At 61.8% G+C, this 20,927-nt stretch carries 19 protein-coding genes and 5 tRNA genes; 19 read left to right on the forward strand and 5 right to left on the reverse strand.

The features are described from left to right. The first annotated feature begins 55 nt into the window (after positions 1-55). From J4E63_RS17280 to J4E63_RS17305, 6 genes are all read left to right on the forward strand, one after another. Positions 56-364 carry a PepSY domain-containing protein gene (locus J4E63_RS17280; protein ID WP_207282766.1) on the forward strand — a complete coding sequence of 103 codons (309 nt, stop codon included), beginning with the start codon at positions 56-58 and terminating at the stop codon, positions 362-364. Further along, positions 364-675: a PepSY domain-containing protein gene (locus J4E63_RS17285; protein WP_060741424.1), complete on the forward strand. Its 312-nt coding sequence runs from the start codon at positions 364-366 to the stop codon at positions 673-675. The genes J4E63_RS17280 and J4E63_RS17285 overlap by 1 nt, the downstream gene beginning before the upstream one ends. Next, positions 675-1,343 (forward strand): response regulator transcription factor, encoded by a 669-nt coding sequence (locus tag J4E63_RS17290; RefSeq protein WP_207282767.1) that lies wholly within the window; start codon positions 675-677, stop codon positions 1,341-1,343. The genes J4E63_RS17285 and J4E63_RS17290 overlap by 1 nt, the downstream gene beginning before the upstream one ends. Then, on the forward strand, positions 1,340-2,653 hold the full coding sequence (locus J4E63_RS17295; protein ID WP_192260856.1) for a sensor histidine kinase: 1,314 nt from the start codon (positions 1,340-1,342) through the stop codon (positions 2,651-2,653). Before J4E63_RS17290 ends, J4E63_RS17295 begins: the two co-directional genes overlap by 4 nt. 247 nt (positions 2,654-2,900) lie before the next feature. Next, entirely contained in the window at positions 2,901-4,217 is a 1,317-nt protein-coding gene (locus tag J4E63_RS17300) for a Na+/H+ antiporter NhaC family protein (protein ID WP_207283226.1), read from the forward strand. A gap of 228 nt (positions 4,218-4,445) precedes the next feature. Beyond that, the gene (locus J4E63_RS17305) at positions 4,446-6,125 is read left to right on the forward strand and encodes a methyl-accepting chemotaxis protein (RefSeq protein WP_060741427.1); all 1,680 of its coding nucleotides are present in this window, start codon (positions 4,446-4,448) and stop codon (positions 6,123-6,125) included. 267 nt (positions 6,126-6,392) lie between these two features. On the opposite strand, the gene yegQ is transcribed toward J4E63_RS17305, so the two are convergent. Continuing rightward, a complete protein-coding gene (gene yegQ / locus J4E63_RS17310) occupies positions 6,393-7,718 on the reverse strand; it encodes a tRNA 5-hydroxyuridine modification protein YegQ (protein ID WP_207282768.1) in 1,326 nt (441 codons plus the stop codon). 147 nt (positions 7,719-7,865) lie between these two features. Here yegQ and J4E63_RS17315 point away from each other — a divergent pair, with 147 nt between their 5' ends. Next, positions 7,866-8,927 (forward strand): AI-2E family transporter, encoded by a 1,062-nt coding sequence (locus J4E63_RS17315; RefSeq protein WP_207282769.1) that lies wholly within the window; start codon positions 7,866-7,868, stop codon positions 8,925-8,927. Here J4E63_RS17315 and J4E63_RS17320 read toward each other — a convergent pair. From J4E63_RS17320 to J4E63_RS17330, 3 genes are all read right to left on the reverse strand, one after another. After that, positions 8,924-9,106, reverse strand: a complete 183-nt coding sequence (locus J4E63_RS17320) for a hypothetical protein (RefSeq protein ID WP_003203898.1) — start codon at positions 9,104-9,106, stop codon at positions 8,924-8,926. The genes J4E63_RS17315 and J4E63_RS17320 overlap by 4 nt on opposite strands. Before the next feature lie 89 nt (positions 9,107-9,195). Next, entirely contained in the window at positions 9,196-9,390 is a 195-nt protein-coding gene (locus J4E63_RS17325; RefSeq protein WP_003203896.1) for a hypothetical protein, read from the reverse strand. A gap of 247 nt (positions 9,391-9,637) precedes the next feature. Then, positions 9,638-9,713 (reverse strand) — tRNA-Asn (locus J4E63_RS17330). 235 nt (positions 9,714-9,948) lie between these two features. On the opposite strand from J4E63_RS17330, the gene J4E63_RS17335 reads away from it, so the two are divergent. Then, entirely contained in the window at positions 9,949-10,176 is a 228-nt protein-coding gene (locus tag J4E63_RS17335) for a hypothetical protein (RefSeq protein ID WP_207282770.1), read from the forward strand. Between the two features lie 214 nt (positions 10,177-10,390). On the opposite strand, the gene J4E63_RS17340 is transcribed toward J4E63_RS17335, so the two are convergent. Continuing rightward, entirely contained in the window at positions 10,391-11,587 is a 1,197-nt protein-coding gene (locus tag J4E63_RS17340; RefSeq protein WP_207282771.1) for an amino acid aminotransferase, read from the reverse strand. Between the two features lie 332 nt (positions 11,588-11,919). Between J4E63_RS17340 and uvrB the strand changes: the two genes are divergently transcribed. The 11 genes from uvrB (at position 11,920) to J4E63_RS17395 (ending at position 20,870) form a co-directional block, all read left to right on the forward strand. After that, positions 11,920-13,935, forward strand: a complete 2,016-nt coding sequence (gene uvrB, locus J4E63_RS17345; protein ID WP_092204166.1) for an excinuclease ABC subunit UvrB — start codon at positions 11,920-11,922, stop codon at positions 13,933-13,935. A gap of 224 nt (positions 13,936-14,159) precedes the next feature. Then, complete coding sequence (gene gltX / locus J4E63_RS17350; RefSeq protein ID WP_041023763.1) at positions 14,160-15,641, forward strand: glutamate--tRNA ligase; 1,482 nt, start codon at positions 14,160-14,162, stop codon at positions 15,639-15,641. Positions 15,642-15,787: 146 nt separating this feature from the next. Then, positions 15,788-15,863 (forward strand) — tRNA-Ala (locus J4E63_RS17355). Positions 15,864-15,942: 79 nt separating this feature from the next. After that, positions 15,943-16,018: transfer RNA gene (locus J4E63_RS17360), tRNA-Glu, on the forward strand. A gap of 53 nt (positions 16,019-16,071) precedes the next feature. Then, a tRNA-Ala gene (locus tag J4E63_RS17365) sits at positions 16,072-16,147 on the forward strand. Positions 16,148-16,222: 75 nt separating this feature from the next. Beyond that, positions 16,223-16,298 (forward strand) — tRNA-Glu (locus J4E63_RS17370). A gap of 181 nt (positions 16,299-16,479) precedes the next feature. Further along, complete coding sequence (locus J4E63_RS17375; protein ID WP_058546579.1) at positions 16,480-17,019, forward strand: TetR/AcrR family transcriptional regulator; 540 nt, start codon at positions 16,480-16,482, stop codon at positions 17,017-17,019. Positions 17,020-17,047: 28 nt separating this feature from the next. Beyond that, complete coding sequence (locus tag J4E63_RS17380; protein WP_192260862.1) at positions 17,048-17,881, forward strand: alpha/beta fold hydrolase; 834 nt, start codon at positions 17,048-17,050, stop codon at positions 17,879-17,881. A gap of 85 nt (positions 17,882-17,966) precedes the next feature. Beyond that, the gene (locus J4E63_RS17385; RefSeq protein WP_207282772.1) at positions 17,967-18,416 is read left to right on the forward strand and encodes a thioesterase family protein; all 450 of its coding nucleotides are present in this window, start codon (positions 17,967-17,969) and stop codon (positions 18,414-18,416) included. Positions 18,417-19,338: 922 nt separating this feature from the next. After that, entirely contained in the window at positions 19,339-20,298 is a 960-nt protein-coding gene (locus J4E63_RS17390) for a tRNA-dihydrouridine synthase (RefSeq protein WP_092166931.1), read from the forward strand. A gap of 119 nt (positions 20,299-20,417) precedes the next feature. Then, positions 20,418-20,870: an Hsp20 family protein gene (locus J4E63_RS17395; protein WP_053123476.1), complete on the forward strand. Its 453-nt coding sequence runs from the start codon at positions 20,418-20,420 to the stop codon at positions 20,868-20,870. The last annotated feature ends 57 nt before the right edge of the window (positions 20,871-20,927 follow it).

A 20,927-nucleotide genomic window follows, 5' to 3' on the forward strand; every position in this document is an offset into this window, starting at 1 on the left:
AAGTTCACCCCGATACAGTCGCCCCCGTGAAAGATTATAAAAAAGGAGACAACCCATGAACCGCCTGACTGCCTTTTTCATCGCGACCCTCATGGCCCTAGGTACGAGCCTGGCTCAGGCACGAGACCTGGACGCGGACGAAGCCCGCAAACTGCAAGACGCTGGTACCATCCTGTCCTTTGAAAAACTCGACGCCGCTGCCCTGGCCGAGCACCCTGGAGCTACCTTGACCGACACCGAGCTGGAGGAAGAGTACGGCAAGTACCTCTACAAGGTGGATTTGCGCGATGCCAAGGGCGTCGAGTGGGACCTGGAATTGGATGCCGTCAACGGCGAGGTACTCAAGAATCATCAGGATACGTAATGAAGCTTAATCTACGCGCCCATGGTCGATGGGCGCTGGCGCTGCTGGCGTTTTGTTCGCTGGCCATGGCCCGGGACCTGGATCAGGACGAGGCCCTGCAACTGCGTCAGCAGGGCGTGATCCTGCCGCTCGAACACCTGCTGCAACAGGCGCTGGACCTGCACCCCGGCGCCAAGCTGCTGGAAGCCGAGTTGGAGGAGAAACACGGCGTCTATATTTATGAGGTCGAGCTGCTGGACACCGACGGCGTCGTGCGCGAACTGGACCTGGAGGCCACGACCGGCCGCTTACTCAAAGATAAGGAAGACTGATGCGCCTGCTTCTGGTGGAAGATCACGTGCCCCTGGCCGATGAAGTGATGGCCGGGCTTGCACGCCAGGGTTACGCCGTCGACTGGCTGGCCGATGGTCGCGACGCGGTGTACCAGGGCAGCAGCGAGCCCTACGACCTGATCATCCTCGACCTCGGCCTGCCGGGCGTGCCGGGGCTCGACGTGTTGGCCCAATGGCGCGCTGGCGGCCTGGCCACGCCGGTGCTGATCCTCACCGCCCGCGGGTCCTGGGCCGAACGTATCGAGGGCCTCAAGGCCGGGGCCGACGACTACCTGACCAAACCCTTTCACCCTGAAGAACTGCACCTGCGGATCCAGGCGCTGCTGCGCCGCTCCCATGGGCAGGTCAACCAGCCGACGCTCAAGGCTGCCGGATTGCACCTGGACGAGAGTCGCCAATGCGTGGTCCGCGACGGCACCGACATCCAGCTCACGGCGGCCGAATTTCGCCTGTTGCGTTATTTCATGCTGCATCCCGAGCAGATCCTTTCCAAAAGCCATCTCGCCGAACACCTGTACGACGGTGAGACCGAGCGCGATTCCAACGTGCTGGAAGTCCACGTCAATCACCTGCGGCGCAAGTTGGGACGCAGCGTGATCGAAACCCGCCGCGGCCAGGGTTACCTGTTCGGCGGGCAGGCGCAGTGAGATCCATCCAGCGGCGCCTGAGCCTGGGCCTGATCGGTGTGATGGTGGTGGTCGGCCTGGTCCTGGCGCAAACCAGTCTGTGGTTGTTCGAGCTGGGCCTGCAGCGTTACCTGGAAGCGGGGCTGCGTAACGACAGCGAGAACCTGCTGGTGGCCTTGGTGCGCGGCCCGCAGGGCTTGCAATTGGATGAGCGCCGCCTGTCGCCGGCCTATCAGCGGCCGTTTTCCGGGCATTATTTCCGCATCGATTTTGCCGATGCGCACTGGCGCTCCCGCTCCCTGTGGGACCAGGAATTGCCTCGGCTCGACCACCCCGGCCTGCACAGCAACCTGCAACTGGGGCCCGAGGGCCAGAAGCTGCTGGTGCTGCGTACCGATTATCGACGACTGGGCCAGGCGATTTCCATCAGCGTGGCCCAGGACTACACGCCGGTGCGTGACAGCTTCCGCCGGATGCAACAGGTTGGCCTCGGGCTCGGGTTGGCGGGGCTGTTGCTGATTCTGTTGCTGCAACGCATCACCGTGCGCCGAGCCTTGCGTCCGCTGGACCGCGCCCGGGAGCAGATTGCCCAGTTGCAGCGCGGACAGCGTTCGCAACTCGACGAACAGGTGCCACGGGAACTGGAACCGCTGGTGACGCAGATCAACCATCTGCTGGCCCACACCGAAGACAGCCTCAAGCGTTCGCGCAATGCCTTGGGCAACCTCGGCCATGCCTTGAAGACCCCGCTGGCGGTGCTGCAAAGCCTGGCGTCGAACGAGAAGCTCGACCCGTATCCCGAGCTGCGCAAACTGTTGCTCGATCAACTGGAGCAGGTCCGCCAGCGCCTGAACCGCGAACTCAACCGCGCCCGCCTGTCCGGCGATGCCTTGCCCGGCGCGCACCTGGACTGTGACGCCGAACTGCCGGGGTTGTTGGCCACGCTGAACATGATTCACGGTGAACACCTGCACCTGAGCTATGTCGCCCCGCCAGGCCTGCACCTGCCCTGGGACCGTGAAGACTTGCTGGAATTGTTGGGCAACCTGCTGGACAACGCCTGCAAATGGGCCGATGCCGAGGTGCGCCTGACCATGACCGAGACGGCCGAGGGCTTCAGCCTGGCCGTGGAGGACGACGGCCCGGGCATCCCCGCGGACCGCCGCGACCAGGTGTTCAGCCGGGGCACGCGGTTGGATGAACAGACCGATGGACACGGCCTGGGCCTGGGCATCGTGCGGGACATCGTCGACACCTGGGGCGGGATGTTGGCGTTGGACGACAGCGAGTGGGGTGGATTGAAGGTCGTGATCGAGCTGCCCAAGCGCTGATCTCATGGCTCCGCTCCCCCTGTGGGAGCGAGCTTGCTCGCGATGGCGTCAGTTCAGTCACATGGATAGCCACCGAAAGATTGCTATCGCGAGCAAGCTCGCTCCCACAGAGGGGGGCGGTGGTGGTCGTCAATATTGCGAGACTTGAAAACCCGCCCCACGGCCCTTGCAGCTTGCCGCCGCTTGCTGCACAGTCGCGACCTTTTTGTCCGGTGGCTTTCCATCGCTGTGCTTTGAGGTAACGATGATAAATGCAGTAATTGCCGCGGTTGGCGTCATGCTGGTGCTCAGCCTGTCCCGCGTGCATGTGGTGATCGCGCTGATTATCGGCGCGTTGGTGGGTGGCCTGACGGGTGGCCTGGGGATCGAGGCGACGCTCAAGGCGTTCAATGCCGGCCTGGGTGGCGGTGCGACGGTGGCGCTCTCCTATGCCTTGCTCGGCGCTTTCGCCGTGGCGATTGCCAAGTCTGGCATGGCCCACGCCCTGGCGGACAAAGCCCTGGCCCTGGTGGATCGCCAGGACGCCGCCGGCGGCACGGGCGTCAAATGGGTGCTGATCGGCCTGCTGGGGACGGTCGCGGTCGCCTCCCAGAACATTCTGCCGATCCATATCGCCTTCATCCCGTTGCTGGTGCCGCCGCTTCTCTATGTGCTGACCAAGTTGCAACTGGATCGCCGCTTGATCGCCTGCGTCATGACCTTCGGCCTGATCACCCCCTACATGTTCCTGCCGGTGGGCTTCGGCAATATCTTCCTCAATGAAATCCTGCTGGCCAATATTGCCCGCAGCGGCGTGGACGTCAGTGGCATCAACGTCACCCACGCCATGGGCATCCCGGCGCTGGGCATGGTGTTCGGCCTGCTGCTGTCGTTGTTCAGCTACCGCAAGAAACGCGTCTACGACCTGAAGAGGATCGCCCGGGTCGAGCAAGTGGCGGTGCGCTACAACCCCATGACCCTGCTGGTGGCGGGGCTGGCGATTGTCGCGGCGTTCGCCATCCAGCTCCTGGTCGACTCGATGATCATTGGTGCCCTGGTCGGCTTTCTGATTTTCTCGGTATCGGGTGTGGTGCGCTGGCGCGAGACCGATGACCTGTTTACCGAAGGCATGAAGATGATGGCGATGATCGGCTTCATCATGATCGCCGCCTCAGGCTTTGCCGAAGTGATGAAGGCCACCGGTGAAGTCCAGAGCCTGGTGGAAACCTCGGCGGCCTGGATCGGCCACAACAAGGGCGTCGGCGCGCTGATGATGTTGTTGGTGGGGCTGCTGGTGACCATGGGCATCGGCTCGTCGTTTTCCACGGTGCCGATCCTGGCGACGATTTTCGTGCCGCTGTGCCTGCAACTGGGCTTCAGCCCGCTGGCGATCGTCTGCATCGTCGGCACCGCCGGCGCCCTGGGCGATGCTGGCTCGCCCGCCTCGGACTCGACCCTGGGCCCGACCTCCGGCCTGAACATCGACGGCCAGCACCATCACATCTGGGACACCGTGGTCCCGACCTTCATCCACTACAACCTGCCGCTGCTGGCGTTTGGTTGGGTGGCGGCGATGGTGTTGTAGCCTCGAGACCGAGTCGCCTCAATCGCGAGCAGGCTCGCTCCCACAGTGGATCGGTGTGAACACAAGCATTGTGGACGCCGCCGAACCCTGTGGGAGCGAGCTTGCTCGCGATGAGGCCCTTGAATTCAGTGACCCTGCCAACGGACCGCTCACCTTGTCCTACAGTTTTGCCGTGCGGTGCCGTTAATACAGCTAACCACGCCAATAACACCTACAAGAGTGAACAGCATGCGCCTGAGCCTGAAGGCTAAAGTCCTGTCCCTTGCGATACTGCCGGTATTGCTGTCCGCCGTGATCATCAGCCTGACCACGGCTTTCATCTTGAAGGAGCAAGCTAGCAAAGAGGTCCAGCAGACCCGCGAACGCCTGCTCAGCGAGGCCAAGGCCACGCTGCAGAACTACGTGGCGGTGGGCCTCACCGCCATCAAGCCGCTCTACGATGCCGCCGCGCCTGGCGATAACGAGGCGCGTGCCCAGGCGATCAAGCTGCTGTCGAATATCAGCTATGGCAAGGACGGCTACTTCTTCGGCTACGACTCCGAGACCATTCGTCTGTTCAAGGCCAACAGCCCCGATGGCGTGGGCAAGAGTTTCAAGGACAACCGCGACCCGAACGGTGTCTACGTCAACCGTGACCTGGTGAAAGTCGCCAAGGACGGAACGCATTATCTGGAATACAGCTCGCCATTGCCCGGCAGCAATGACCTGGTGCCCAAGCTTGGCTACACCGAATACCTGCCCAAGTGGGACCTCGCGGTCGGTAGCTCGGTCAACCTGGATGGTATCGAAGCCCAGGTGGCACTGGTGGAGGCCAAGGTCCACGATCGCCTGCAAGGCGTGATCTTGAGCATCGTCGGGATCGCCGCAGTGGTGTTGCTGGTGATTGCGGTGGTGGGCCTGGTGCTCGCCAACACGATCCTGCGTCCCCTGCACCTGATGAAGGACAATCTCGACGACATCGCCGCGGGCGAGGGTGACTTGACCCGTCGGTTGACCATCACCAGCCAGGACGAGCTTGGCCAACTGGCCGGTTCGTTCAACCGCTTCGTCGACAAGATCCATGGCCTGGTACGGCAGATCACCGACATGACTTCGCAACTGACCGGCCTGGTGACGCAAGTTTCCGAGCAGGCCCAGCGCTCCGAGCAAGCCATGGAACGTCAGCGCCACGAAACCGATCAGGTTGCCACGGCGATCAACGAGATGTCCTCGGCTGCCCAGGAAGTCGCCCGCAGTGCCCAGGGCGCCGCCGTCGCGGCCCAGCAGACCGACGAAGAAGGCCAGTCCGCCAAGCGCGTGGTGGCCGGCAGCATCCAGCAGATTCATGCGTTGGTGAACGATATCCGCAGCAGCGGCGTGTCCCTGGACAGCCTGCAGCAGGACGTGGCCTCGATTGTCAGTGTGCTCGGGGTGATTCGTTCGATCGCCGAGCAGACCAACCTGCTGGCCCTCAACGCCGCCATCGAGGCCGCGCGTGCCGGTGAGGCGGGGCGTGGGTTCGCGGTGGTGGCCGATGAAGTGCGGGCCCTGGCCAGCCGGACCCAGCAGAGTACCCAGGAAATCCAGGGCATGATCGACCGTCTGCAATCCGGCACCCACGCGGCGGTGGAAGCGATGCGCCGTTCCAGTGAGGCCGGCGATGGCACCTCGGAGCGGGCAAACGAGGCGGGCGCCTCCCTCGACACCATGGCGCAGTTGATCGGCACCATCAACTCGATGAACGCCCAGATCGCCAGCGCCGCGGAAGAACAGACCGCGGTTGCCGAGGAAATCAACCGCAGCGTGCATCAGATCGCCGTGGCCGTGGACAGCGTCGCCGACGAAACCCAACTCGGCGCCCAGACCTCCCGCAGCCTGGCCGACCTGGGCCAGCGCCTGGGCAAATTGGTGGGGCAGTTCCGGATCTGACCTGACCCTCAGGAGCTGCCGAAGGCTGCGATCTTTCGCTCTCGATCCAGATGTTTTCACCTGGGCAACCGGGTCTTATCGGGAAAGAAGGATCGCAGCCTTCGGCAGTTTCTGCCGGGCTCAACAGGCGCTAACACAACAAAAACCTGTGGGAGCGAGCTTGCTCGCGATAGCGTCAGATCAGCAGTATTCATTTGGCTGACACACCGCTATCGCGAGCAAGCTCGCTCCCACAGTTGTTCTGCGGCACCTGGATCAGCGCCAGTGCTACGGCTCACGCACATCCCGCATCAACAACCCAAACCGCAGATCCACCGCATCCGGGATCGGCACGTACACCACATGCCCATCCCCCGGTGCCACCTCTATGCTCTTGCCGTTGATGTTCTGCAATTGGTGCAGGTCGAAGTGGAAGTTGCCCTTGGGGGTCATCAGTTCCATGTGATCGCCCAGGCTGAAGCGGTTCTTGACCCGCACTTCAGCCAGGCGTTCGCGCCGCTCGCCGGTCAGTTCGCCGACGAACTGCTGGCGCTCCGAGACTGAGCTGCCGTTCTGGTAGTTCTGGTATTCGTCGTGCACGTGGCGCCGTAGAAAACCTTCGGTGTAGCCACGCTGGGCCAGGGACTCCAGGTCGGTCATCAGGCTGCGATCGAATTCCCGACCGGCCACCGCGTCATCGATGGCCCGGCGATACACCTGGGTGGTGCGCGCGCAATAGAAGTGCGACTTGGTCCGGCCTTCGATCTTCAACGAATGCACGCCCATGCGCGCCAGGCGCTCGACGTGCTGCACGGCCCGCAGGTCCTTGGCATTCATGATGTAGGTGCCGTGCTCGTCCTCGAAGGCCGGCAGGGAGGCGTCCGGGCGGTTGGCTTCCTGGAGCAGAAACACCTGGTCGGTGGGCGCGCCGAGGCCCAAGGTCGGTTCGGGTTGATAGCTTTGCACAATGTCGCCCACGACGTTTTCCACCGCCGGTTGAGCCGAGTACTTCCAGCGACAGGCATTGGTGCAACTGCCCTGGTTGGCATCACGCTTGTTCATGTAACCCGAGAGCAAGCAGCGTCCGGAGTAGGCCATGCACAGCGCCCCATGGACGAACACTTCCAGCTCCATGGCCGGCACCTGCTCGCGGATCTCGGCGATTTCCTCCAGGGACAATTCCCTGGACAAGATGATCCGGCTCAAACCCTGCTGCTGCCAGAACTCGACGCTCGCCCAGTTCACCGTATTGGCCTGTACCGACAGATGGATTGGCATCTGTGGAAAATGCCGGCGAACCAGCATGATCAACCCCGGGTCGGACATGATCAGCGCGTCCGGCGCCATGGCGATCACCGGTTCCAGGTCCTTGAGGAACGTGCGCAGCTTGGCGTTGTGCGGGGCGATGTTCACCACTACGTAGAAGCGCTTGCCCATGGCCTGGGCCTCGGCAATGCCCAAGGCCAGGTTCGCGTGGTCGAATTCGTTGTTGCGCACCCGCAGGCTGTAGCGCGGCTGGCCGGCGTACACCGCATCGGCACCGTAGGCGAAGGCATAGCGCATGTTTTTCAGGGTGCCAGCGGGTGCCAGCAGTTCGGGGGCGGCGAGGGTCATGGTGGGGTCAGGTCGCAAAAAGCGGGGAGGCTACGCCAGGGTCGGCCAGGCCTCATTGACCTGAATCAATGTGCAGCGCAAACGTGAAGGCACTCCGGCGAGTCCTGGCGGACTAATGTGTATCCCGCCTTTGGACATGGAAAGCTGATGAATCGAAAGATGCTGCAAAACAAAGCCCAGATGTTGCTCCTGGTGCTGGTCACGGTCGCCTTCATCTGGATTCTGCTGCCATTTTACGGCGCGGTGTTCTGGGCGGTCATCCTGGGTATCGTCTTTGCGCCGATGCAGCGCCGCTTGCAGGTGAAGTTCGGCTGGCACCGCAATGTCACCTCGCTGGTCACGTTGAGCATCTGTGTGGTCTGCGCGATCTTGCCGGTGATCATCATCAGTACGTTGTTGGTCCAGGAAGGCGCGGCGTTGTACAAGAGCCTGGAAAGCGGCGAGCTGGACATTGCCGATTACCTGGCCCGCTTCAAGGATGCCTTACCACCGTACTTCCAGCACCTGCTGGACCGCTTCGGCCTGGGCAACCTGAACGGCTTGCGCGACAAGATCGTCAAGAGCGCAATGCAGGGCAGCGAGTTCTTCGCCACCCAGGCCTTCAGTTTCGGCCAGGGCACCTTTCAGTTCCTGGTCAGCTTTTTCGTGATGATCTATCTGCTGTTCTTCTTTCTGCGCGACGGTGCGGAACTGGTGCGCAAAGTGCGCATGGCCGTTCCCCTGGGGGAACATCAAAAGCGCCGCCTGCAGTTGAAATTCAATCGGGTGGTACGGGCCACGGTGAAAGGCAACCTGCTGGTCGCCATCAGCCAAGGTGCGCTGGGTGGGCTGATTTTCTGGATCCTGGGGATTCCGACCGTATTGCCCTGGGCGGTGCTGATGGCGTTCCTGTCGTTGTTGCCGGCGGTGGGGGCGGGCCTGGTCTGGGCACCGGTGGCAGTGTATTTCCTGCTCTCGGGGGCGATCTGGCAGGGCGTGGTGCTGACGCTGTTCGGGGTGTTCGTGATTGGCCTGGTGGACAATTTCCTGCGGCCGATCCTGGTGGGCAAGGACACCAAGATGCCCGACTACATGGTGCTGGTCTCGACACTGGGCGGGCTGGCAGTGTTCGGGCTGAACGGCTTCGTGATCGGGCCGCTGATCGCCGCGCTGTTCATGTCCTGTTGGGCCTTGTTCGTCGAAAGCACGCCGCGTGTGCAGTTGCCCTAGGCGCTCAACAGGTAGGGCCCGATGCGTTGCGACAGTGCCTGGGCGGCGGGCAGTGAAGTCAGCGGGCCGCTGATGGTCACGCCGTCCTGCACCAGGTACCAGCAGGCCAGCAACCCGAGCTCCCGGAGTGGGGCGGGGACGGCGCTGCCAATGACAGACATGATTTGAACCTTGGGCATGGGAAACCTCCATCAATCGATGGGGTTACCTTACGGCTCGGGGGGAAGGACGGAAAATCAACTGGCTCAATAGTAGGAATCGATGCCGCTCAATCGACGACCAGATCGAGCATGTGCACCACTTCCTGCTCGTTGAGCAGGCCCTTGCGGACCAGGTTTTCCGCCAGCAGGGAAAGGAACTTGGCGCTGCGGTGGCCTTCCAGTTGCTTGAGTTCGGTCAGTACGTTGTACACCTTGCTGGAGGTGCACAGGCCGACAATGCGGTGAGGGTTTTGTGTGGGCATACCTTCGTCCTTGTTGTTTTGAAGCTGTTGTTGGCGGACAGTGCCAGTTTGCGGCCCTGTCATGACGCTCACGTGACAGCTTGGGTTGTCGGAAAAAGAAAGCAGGATCCGGACCATATTGCCTTTTTGGCGCCGGATTATTGTTCCGGCAGCGACCTCGGCCAGACTTATATGGCCATCCACCTGTTTTTCGCCCACAAAAAAGCCCCTGGATCTTTCGATTCAGGGGCTTTTTGGTGTTGCTGTCTGGCTCCACGACCTGGACTCGAACCAGGGACCCAGTGATTAACAGTCACTTGCTCTACCAACTGAGCTATCGCGGAATGGCGCGTATGTTACTGATTGGAAAAGAGAAGTCAAGCGTCTATTGGCGAACGGCGCATTCCTGATGCCCATTGACGCTCAATCAGCGATTGGCAGTTACCGCAAGGGCGGGAGAGGGCTACCATGGTTGCCCGGAAGTGGTTGGACGCGCTGCCGGCCATTCGCCGACATTGAGGTACGCGCCATGAACCACCTGTTACCACTTCACACAGCCCGTTGCGCCGAGGTGTGCTTGTGAGCACCGCCCAGATCAGTTTGCCCAAGGGTGTGGGGCCGCACGCCGAGAAACTGTACGACGCCATCGCCCAGGCGAGCACGGCCGAAGAACTGAACCGTGCCGGCGGCAAGGCCGAGGGTTTTGTCCTGGGGCTGGAAAGTACCAAGGCGATCAAGAGCCAGGTGGCCGAGTCGTTGTATGTCATCTATGACGATGCGGCGAGTCAGCGGGCGGCGGAGTTGTAGTTTCGATCTGGTGCTTTTGTGGCGAGGGAGCTTGCTCCCGCTGGGCAGCGCAGCGGCCCTGGAAAATGTCAGCCCCCATCCATCTGACACACCGAGGTGAGGGGCTTTAGGGCTGCTTCGCAGCCCAGCGGGAGCAAGCTCCCTCGCCACGGGTCGGTGTGAGCACTCAAAAAAACGGGAAGCCATGGCTTCCCGTTCTTCATTCCAACGACCTTCAGATCACCTGAACAATAGCCTTGGTCACCGCATCGATGTTGTTCTGGTTCAGCGCGGCCACGCAGATGCGGCCGGTGTCCAGGGCGTAGATGCCGAACTCGTTGCGCAGGCGCGTCACTTGTTCAACGCTCAGGCCGGAGTAGGAGAACATCCCGCTCTGACGGGCGACGAAGCTGAAGTCGTGCTGCGGGGCGGCCTTGGCCAGCATGTCGACCATCTGGTCGCGCATGCCGCGAATGCGCAGGCGCATTTCGGCCAGTTCGGCTTCCCACTGTGCCCGCAGCTCCGGGCTGTTGAGCACGGCGGCGACGATGCTGGCGCCATGGGTGGGCGGGTTGGAGTAGTTGGTGCGGATCACGCGCTTGACCTGGGACAGCACACGGGCACTTTCTTCTTTCGATTCGCTGACGATCGACAGGGCGCCGACGCGCTCGCCGTACAGCGAGAACGACTTGGAGAACGAGCTGGAGGCAAAGAAGGTCAGCCCCGATTCGGCGAACAGGCGCACGGCCGCCGCGTCTTCGTCGATACCGGCGCCAAAGCCCTGGTAGGCCATGTCCAGGAACGGTACGTGGTTCTTGGCCTTGACCACGGCCAGCACGTTTTTCCAGTCTTCCGGGTTCAGGTCCACGCCGGTCGGGTTGTGGCAGCAGGCATGCAGCACAACGATCGAGCGATCGGGCAGGGCGTTGAGGTCTTCCAGCAGGCCGCTGCGGTTCACGTCGTGGGTGGCGGCATCGTAGTAGCGGTAGTTCTGCACCGGGAAGCCGGCGGTCTCGAACAGGGCACGGTGGTTCTCCCAGCTCGGGTCGCTGATGGCCACGACCGCCTCAGGCAGCAGTTGCTTGAGGAAGTCGGCACCGATCTTCAGTGCGCCAGTGCCGCCCACGGCTTGGGCGGTGATGACGCGACCGGAGGCGATCAGAGGCGAATCCTTGCCGAACAGCAGGGTCTGCACAGCCTGGTCGTAGGCGGCGATGCCGTCGATTGGCAGGTAGCCACGGGAAACGTGCTGAGCCACGCGAATCGTCTCGGCCTCGACCACGGCGCGCAGGAGTGGAATGCGCCCCTCCTCGTTGCAGTAAACACCCACACCCAGGTTGACCTTATTGGTACGGGTGTCGGCGTTGAAAGCTTCGTTGAGGCCCAGGATGGGGTCGCGGGGTGCCAATTCGACAGCGGAAAACAGGCTCATTAGTGCGCGGCTCTGAATGGAGAATGAGGGGACGTGTGACGCTCCAGCCGAATGCACTAGAGCGGTGCACAAACGGGGAGCTAGTATAGAGGCCATCACCCGGCACGGCGACAGGCGATTCGGCTTTTAGGCCAAGTTTTTTCGATTTTTTTCGACCGTTAGTCTTCTCGCCGCGTCAAAGTCTTCAAGGCGTGTAGGACGTTCGTCTTGAAAGCGAAGGCATTCACCTCCACATTGTGTGCATCCCAGCTTTTTCCTCGGGCGACACCCGTCGTTTCGGTCTTTCTCGTTCCTGTCGGCTGGCCGACAGGGGTGAATCCAGAGGTTATGTCATGTCTGAATTCCAGCTAGTCACCCGCTTCCAGCCCGCCGGCGATCAGCCGGAAGCCATCCGCCTGATGGTCGAAGGCATCGAGGCCGGGCTGGCGCACCAGACGTTGCTCGGTGTGACCGGCTCGGGCAAGACCTTCAGCATTGCCAACGTGATCGCCCAGGTGCAGCGCCCGACCCTGGTCCTGGCGCCGAACAAGACCCTGGCGGCGCAGCTGTACGGTGAGTTCAAGGCGTTTTTCCCGAACAACGCCGTGGAGTACTTCGTTTCCTACTACGACTACTACCAGCCCGAGGCCTACGTGCCATCGTCGGACACCTTCATCGAGAAGGACGCCTCGATCAACGACCACATCGAACAGATGCGCCTGTCGGCCACCAAGGCGCTGCTCGAGCGCAAGGACGCGATCATCGTCACCACGGTGTCGTGCATCTACGGCCTGGGCAGCCCGGAAACCTACCTGAAGATGGTGCTGCACGTGGATCGCGGCGACAAACTCGACCAGCGCGCCTTGCTACGGCGCCTGGCGGACTTGCAGTACACCCGCAACGACATGGATTTTGCCCGGGCGACCTTCCGGGTACGGGGCGATGTCATCGACATCTACCCGGCGGAATCGGACCTGGAAGCGATCCGCATCGAACTGTTCGACGATGAAGTGGAGAGTCTTTCGGCGTTCGATCCGCTGACCGGCGAAGTGATCCGCAAGTTGCCACGCTTCACCTTCTACCCCAAGAGCCACTACGTGACGCCGCGGGAAACCCTGCTGGACGCCATCGAGGGGATCAAGGCCGAGTTGCAGGAGCGCCTGGAGTACCTGCGTTCGAACAACAAGCTGGTGGAAGCCCAACGTCTGGAGCAACGGACCCGGTTCGACCTGGAGATGATCCTGGAGCTGGGCTACTGCAACGGCATCGAAAACTACTCGCGCTACCTGTCGGGACGCCCGGCGGGTGCGCCACCGCCGACCTTGTATGACTATCTGCCGGCCGATGCCTTGCTGGTGATCGACGAATCCCACGTCAGCGTGCCCCAGGTCGGCGCGATGTACAAAGGCGACCGTTCGCGCAAGGAAACCCTGGTGGAATACGGTTTCCGCTTGCCTTCGGCGCTGGATAACCGGCCGATGCGCTTCGACGAATGGGAAAGTGTGAGCCCGCAGACGATTTTTGTCTCGGCCACCCCTGGCAACTACGAAGCCGAGCATGCCGGGCGGGTGGTCGAGCAAGTGGTGCGACCGACCGGGCTGGTGGACCCGCAAGTCGAGGTGCGTCCGGCGCTGACCCAGGTGGACGATCTGCTCTCGGAAATCAGCAAGCGCGTGGCCGTGGAGGAGCGGGTGCTGGTCACCACGCTGACCAAGCGCATGGCCGAAGACCTCACCGATTATCTGGCCGACCATGGCGTGCGGGTGCGTTACCTGCACTCGGACATCGACACGGTGGAGCGGGTCGAGATCATCCGCGACCTGCGCCTGGGCACCTTCGATGTGCTGGTGGGCATCAACCTGCTGCGCGAAGGCCTGGACATGCCGGAAGTGTCGCTGGTGGCGATTCTCGATGCCGACAAGGAAGGTTTCCTGCGCTCCGAGCGCTCGTTGATCCAGACCATCGGTCGCGCGGCGCGTAACCTGAACGGCCGGGCGATTCTGTACGCTGACCGCATTACCGGCTCCATGGAGCGGGCCATCGGCGAGACCGAGCGCCGTCGTGACAAGCAGATCGCCTTCAACCTGGCCAATGGCATCACCCCCAAGGGCGTGTTCAAGGATGTCGCCGACATCATGGAGGGCGCCACCGTGCCAGGCTCGCGCAGCAAGAAGCGCAAGGGCATGGCCAAGGCGGCCGAAGAGAGCGCCCGCTACGAGGCCGAACTGCGCTCCCCGAGCGAAATCACCAAGCGCATCCGGCAACTGGAAGAGAAAATGTACCAGCTGGCCCGGGACCTGGAGTTCGAAGCGGCGGCGCAATTGCGTGATGAGATTGGCAAGTTGCGGGAGCGGTTGCTGACTGTCTGAGGTTGTGTGGCGACCTTAAGGGCCTCATCGCGAGCAAGCTCGCTCCCACAGGGGATCATTGGGTGGCTCGATCGAACTGTGGGAGCGAGCTTGCTCGCGATGGGCGCGACTCGGTCTGACGACTGGCCACACAAATCCCGCTCTCACTGGAGCCCGCCCGCCATCGCCTGTTACCATTCGCCCCCTGTTTGATCTTCGCTTTTATATTCTTTCCGAGACATGCCATGACCACCGTCCGCACCCGCATCGCGCCTTCGCCCACTGGCGATCCCCATGTCGGCACCGCCTACATCGCTTTGTTCAACTATTGCTTTGCCAAGCAGCACGGCGGCGAGTTCATCCTGCGGATCGAGGACACCGACCAGTTGCGTTCGACCCGCGAGTCCGAGCAACAGATCTTCGATGCCTTGCGCTGGTTGGGGATCGACTGGAGCGAAGGCCCGGACGTCGGCGGCCCGCACGGTCCGTACCGTCAGAGCGAGCGTGGCGACATCTACAAGCAGTATTGCCAGCAGTTGGTGGACATGGGGCATGCGTTCCCGTGTTTCTGCACCGCCGAAGAGCTGGACCAGATGCGCGCCGAGCAAATGGCCCGCGGCGAAACCCCACGCTATGACGGCCGGGCGCTGCTGCTGTCCAAGGAAGAAGTCGCCCGTCGCCTGGCGGCCGGCGAGCCCCATGTGATCCGCATGAAAGTGCCGAGCGAAGGCGTCTGCGTGGTGCCGGACATGCTGCGTGGCGATGTCGAGATCCCATGGGATCGCATGGACATGCAAGTGCTGATGAAGACCGACGGCCTGCCGACGTACTTCCTGGCCAACGTGGTCGACGATCACCTGATGGGCATCACCCACGTATTGCGCGGTGAAGAATGGCTGCCGTCGGCACCGAAACTGATCCTGCTCTACGAATACTTCGGCTGGGAACAACCGCAGCTGTGCTACATGCCGCTGCTGCGTAACCCGGACAAGAGCAAGCTGTCCAAGCGCAAGAACCCGACCTCGGTGACGTTCTACGAGCGCATGGGCTTTATGCCCGAGGCGATGCTCAACTACCTGGGGCGCATGGGCTGGTCGATGCCGGACGAGCGCGAGAAGTTCTCGCTGCAGGAAATGGTCGAGCATTTCGACCTGTCGCGGGTCTCCCTGGGCGGGCCGATCTTCGATATCGAGAAACTGTCTTGGCTCAACGGCCAGTGGCTGCGGGACCTGCCGGTGGAAGAGTTCGCCGCACGTGTGCAGAAGTGGGCGTTGAACCCTGAGTACATGATGAAGATCGCGCCCCATGTGCAGGGCAGGGTAGAGACCTTCAGCCAGATCGCTCCGCTGGCCGGCTTCTTCTTTGCCGGTGGCGTGACGCCGGACGCGAAGTTGTTCGAGTCCAAGAAGCTCTCCGGCGACCAGGTACGCCAGTTGATGCAACTGATCCTGTGGAAGCTCGAAAGCCTGCGTCAGTGGGAGAAGGACAGCATCACCGCGACCATCCAGGCCGTGGTCGAATCCCTGGAGTTGAAACTGCGCGATGCCATGCCGCTGATGTTCGCCGCCATTACCGGCCAGGCCAGTTCGGTGTCGGTGCTCGATGCGATGGAAATTCTCGGGCCGGACCTGACCCGTTTCCGCCTGCGCCAGGCCATCGATCTGCTCGGTGGCGTGTCGAAGAAGGAGAACAAGGAGTGGGAAAAACTGCTGGGCGCGATCGCGTAAGCGCTCGATGAGGCAGGACATACCCCGGTTTTCCGGGGTTTGTCGGTAAGTGATTGTTATCCCGGCAAAAAATTTTCATATTTGTTGAAAATAAATTTGACAGCCCTCCGATACGCCCTTAAGATTCGCCCCGTCCTCAGCGATGAGGGGCTATAGCTCAGCTGGGAGAGCGCTTGCATGGCATGCAAGAGGTCGACGGTTCGATCCCGTCTAGCTCCACCAATTTACACTTCAAGGCCTGGCCACACCGGTCTTGAAGCGATCAACACTCAGCGTTGATCAGTTGTATAGAAGGGTTTGCGTCCCCTTCGTCTAGTGGCCTAGGACACCGCCCTTTCACGGCGGTAACAGGGGTTCGAGTCCCCTAGGGGACGCCAGTTTTACAGAAGCGATGTTGCAAGATGTCGCTCCGCCGCGAGGCGAAAAATCCGGGGCTATAGCTCAGCTGGGAGAGCGCTTGCATGGCATGCAAGAGGTCGACGGTTCGATCCCGTCTAGCTCCACCAATTACAGGTTCAAGGTTTGGCCACACCGGCCTTGAATCGATCAGTTCTCAGCGCTGATCAAGTTAGAAGGTTTGTGTCCCCTTCGTCTAGTGGCCTAGGACACCGCCCTTTCACGGCGGTAACAGGGGTTCGAGTCCCCTAGGGGACGCCACGATTACCCGCTCTGCGGGATTTTATAAGGGTCATTCAATTCTTGAATGGCCCTTTTGTTTGTCTGGCGTTTGGCCAATTCCCTTATCCTTTGAAAAAGTCTTCTGACCAGCGGTGAAAATTTCCGCTTGCGGAAAATTATTACATAGATAATATTTCAGTCGTAATATTCGGAGGCGACGATGAGCGATAAAAAGGCACAAACCCGTGAACGCATTCTCAAGGCCGCCAGCGATGCGCTGATCCAGCGTGGGCCGGCGGAGCCAAGCGTGGGCGAGGTGATGGGCGCGGCCGGGCTGACGGTGGGCGGCTTTTACGCCCATTTCGAAAGCAAGGATGCCTTGATGCTGGAGGCCTTCAAGCAATTGCTCAATCGGCGCCGCGGCTTGATCGCCGATATGGACGGTGAGCTGACAGGCGAGGAGCGGCGGGCGTTGGTCGCCGCGTTCTATCTGTCCCGAAAGCACCGCGACTCCACCGAGCAAGCCTGCCCGATTCCGGCGTCGGTCGGCGAACTCGGGCGACTGCCGGATGCGTTTCGTGAGGTGCTCAATGAGCATATCGAGTTGATGGTCGCGCAATTGGCGGCCAGCCCGGAGGACGCCGACAAGGCACTGGCCGACATCGCCTTGATGGTCGGTGGCCTGGCCCTGGCGCGGGCATTGGGCCCAGGAGAGTTATCGGATCGTTTGCTGCGCGCCGCCAAGTCGGCGGTGCGTTGAGCTGAGGCGCGAGCCCTGGAGATGAGCGATGGACAGGTTGAGCTGGATACGTAGTGTCAATGGCACGCTTGGCTGGGTGGCTCCGCGCCTGGTGGCGAAGCAGATGCGTTCGCTGTTCATGCGCCCTCGAAACTTGCCGCCGCGGGATTGGGAACTGCCGTTGCTGGCCACGTCCGAGCGTATTACCTTGCGTTTCGGTCTCTCGGCCTTGCGCTGGGGCAAAGGCCCGGCGGTCTTGTTGATGCACGGTTGGGAGGGGCGGCCGACCCAGTTCGCGGCGCTGATCACGGCCCTGGTGGGCGCCGGTTACACGGTCGTGGCGCTGGACGGTCCGGCCCATGGTCGTTCGCCGGGTCGCGAGGCGAATGTCCTGTTGTTCGCCAGGGCCATGCTCGAAGCCGCCGCCGAGCTGCCGCCGTTGCAGGCGGTGATCGGGCATTCCATGGGCGGTGCCAGCGCCATGCTGGCGGTCCAGTTGGGGTTGCGTACCGAGACGCTGGTCAGCATCGCCGCGCCCGCTCGCATTCTTGGGGTGCTGCGCGGTTTCTCCCGGATGATGGGCCTGCCGCCCAAGGCGCGTTCGGCCTTCATTCGCCAGGTGGAAAGCGACGTGGGCATGCCCGCCTCGAAGATGGATGTGGCGCATTACCAGTTGGACGTGCCGGGGTTGATCGTCCATGCCGAGGACGACACATCGGTCTCGGTCAAGGAGTCGCAATTGATTCATGAGGCCTGGTTCGACAGTCGGCTGCTGCGACTGCCACAGGGCGGGCATCAGCGGGTGCTGGCCGATCCTCGGGTCATTGATGGGGTGTTATCACTGTTGGCCGGTCGCAGCCTGCAAGCGCGGCAATCGGCTTGAGCGGTGGGAGCAAGGCTTGCCCGCGATGGCGGTCGAGCTCGGATCCGTTACACTGCCCCGATCCAAATTCGACCGGGAGAGGGGCATGGGCTGGGATCGGGCAACGCCATTCATCATTGATCTTCAGGTCAATGCCGAAGACATCGACGGGCTGGGCCACGCCAACAACGCGGTATACGTCACTTGGCTGGAGCGCTGTGCCTGGCGCCATTCCCAGCGCCTGGGCCTGGATCTGGTGGAGTATCGACGCCTGGACCGGGCCATGGCGGTGGTGCGGCATGAAATCGATTACCTGGCGGCCGCCTATGAAGGCGACGAACTGCAATTGGCGACCTGGATCGTCGACTGGGATCAGCGCCTGAAAATGACCCGGCATTTCCAGTTGGTCCGTCCCAGCGACAACGCCACGTTGCTGCGGGCCCAGACCACTTTCGTCTGCATCGAACTGTCCACTGGCCGGCCCAAGCGCATGCCGCCGGAATTCATCGAGGGGTATGGCCCCGCCCTGGAACCGTCTGGCATCCTCGTGGACTGACCCACCGCCATCGCGAGCAAGCTCAGTTCCCACAGGGATTGGTGGTGGATTTCGATTCCATGAACGCCCTGGAGCCCGTGTGGGAGCGAGCTTGCTCGCGATAGCGGCGATACATTCAACATTTGCGCAAGCTGACCCACCGCCATCGCGAGCAAGCTCGGCTCCCACAGGGATTGGTGGTGGACTTCGATTCCATGAACGCCCTGGAACCCGTGTGGGAGCGAGCTTGCTCGCGATAGCGGCGATACATTCAACATTTGCGCAAGCTGACCCACCGCCATCGCGAGCAAGCTCGGCTCCCACAGGGATTGGTGGTGGACTTCGATTCCATGAACGCCCTGGAACCCGTGTGGGAGCGAGCTTGCTCGCGATAGCGGCGATACATTCAACATTTGCGCAAGCTGACCCACCGCCATCGCGAGCAAGCTCGGCTCCCACAGGGATTGGTGGTGGACTTCGATTCCATGAACGCCCTGGAACCCGTGTGGGAGCGAGCTTGCTCGCGATAGCGGCGATACATTCAACATTTGCGCAAGCTGACCCACCGCCATCGCGAGCAAGCTCGGCTCCCACAGGGATTGGTGGTGGACTTCGATTCCATGAACGCCCTGGAACCCGTGTGGGAGCGAGCTTGCTCGCGATAGCGGCGATACATTCAACATTTGCGCAAGCTGACCCACCGCCATCGCGAGCAAGCTCGGCTCCCACAGGGATTGGTGGTGGACTTCGATTCCATGAACGCCCTGGAACCCGTGTGGGAGCGAGCTTGCTCGCGATAGCGGCGATACATCCAACATTTGCGCAAGCTGACTCACCGCCATCGCGAGCAAGCTCAGTTCCCACAGGGATTGATGGTGAATTCCGATGTCATGGGCAAAATCCGGTAAACTGCCGCACGTTTTTTTGTTGAGTGTGTGTTTCCATGCAAATTGCCCTGGCGCCCATGGAGGGGTTGGTCGACAACATCCTGCGGGACGTCCTGACCCGTGTTGGCGGTATCGACTGGTGTGTCACCGAGTTCATCCGCGTCAACGATCGGCTGCTCACGCCGGCCTATTTCCATAAGCTCGCCCCTGAGTTGCTGACCGGTGCCCAGACCGCTGCCGGCGTGCCGTTGCGGGTGCAGTTGCTCGGCTCCGATCCGGTGTGCCTGGCGGAAAACGCGGCGTTGGCGTGCGAGTTGGGCTCAGAGGTGATCGACCTCAATTTCGGTTGCCCGGCCAAGACCGTGAACAAATCCCGGGGCGGGGCAGTGTTGCTCAAGGAGCCGGAACTGCTCAACGAAATCGTCGAACACGTGCGCCGCGCGGTGCCGAAACACATCCCCGTCACCGCCAAGATGCGCCTGGGTTTCGATAGCCCGGATGGCGCCCTGGTCTGTGCCACGGCGTTGGCCGAAGGCGGCGCGGCGCACATCGTGGTGCATGCGCGGACCAAGGTCGATGGCTACAAGCCTCCGGCCCATTGGGAGTGGATCCCCCGCGTGCAGGAAGTGGTCAAGGTGCCGGTGTTCGCCAATGGCGATATCTGGAGCGTGGAGGATTGGCGCCGTTGCCGCGAAATCAGCGGTGTCGAAGACATCATGCTCGGTCGCGGCCTCGTTTCCCGCCCTGACCTGGCCCGGCAGATCGCCGCCGCCCGGGCTGGCGAGGACGTGGTCGAGATGTCCTGGGCCGAGTTGCAGCCGATGCTCCATGATTTTTGGCAGCAAGTGGTCGAACAGTTGACGCCGCGCCAGGCCCCGGGCCGGTTGAAGCAGTGGCTGGCGATGCTGACCCGCAATTACCCCGAAGCGGTGGAGCTGTTTACCGCGCTACGCCGGGAAACCGACCTGGACGCGGTGGGGCATTTATTGGGTGTTCAGCGCACCGAAGCGGCCTGAAAAAAATTCGAAAAAACCTCTTGAAAAGTTTTTGGCGGACCCTAGATAGGGGTTACGCGATGCCGAATTCGGGTCGCGGAGACAAAAAAACTTGCTGAATTTTTCAGGAGATTTGAATCATGAGTACTGCATTTTCGCTGGCCCCTCTGTTCCGTTCTTCGGTAGGCTTCGATCGCTTCAACGACTTGTTCGAAACCGCCCTGCGCAACGAACCAGGCAGCAGCTATCCACCCTACAACGTGGAAAAACATGGTGATGACGAATACCGCATCGTGGTCGCCGCCGCCGGGTTCCAGGAAGAAGACCTGGACCTGCAAGTGGAAAAAGGTGTGCTGACCATCAGTGGCGGCAAGCGTGAAGCCAGCAACGACAGCGTTACCTTCCTGCACCAGGGCATTGCCCAGCGTGCGTTCAAGCTGTCCTTCCGGTTGGCCGATCATATCGAGATCAAGTCCGCCGGCCTGCGTAACGGTCTGTTGAGCATCGACCTGTTGCGAGTGGTTCCGGAAGAGGCGAAAGCCAAGCGCATCCCGATCAACGGTGCGCAGCAGCAACCCGCGCTGCAAAACTGATGCATCGCAACTGAAAAAGGGCGCCTGATGGCGCCCTTTTTCATATCTGTGGGGAGG

The organism is Pseudomonas sp. FW300-N2F2 (assembly GCF_017351655.1).
In the GTDB taxonomy this organism is placed as follows: Bacteria; Pseudomonadota; Gammaproteobacteria; order Pseudomonadales; family Pseudomonadaceae; genus Aquipseudomonas; species Aquipseudomonas fluorescens_AA.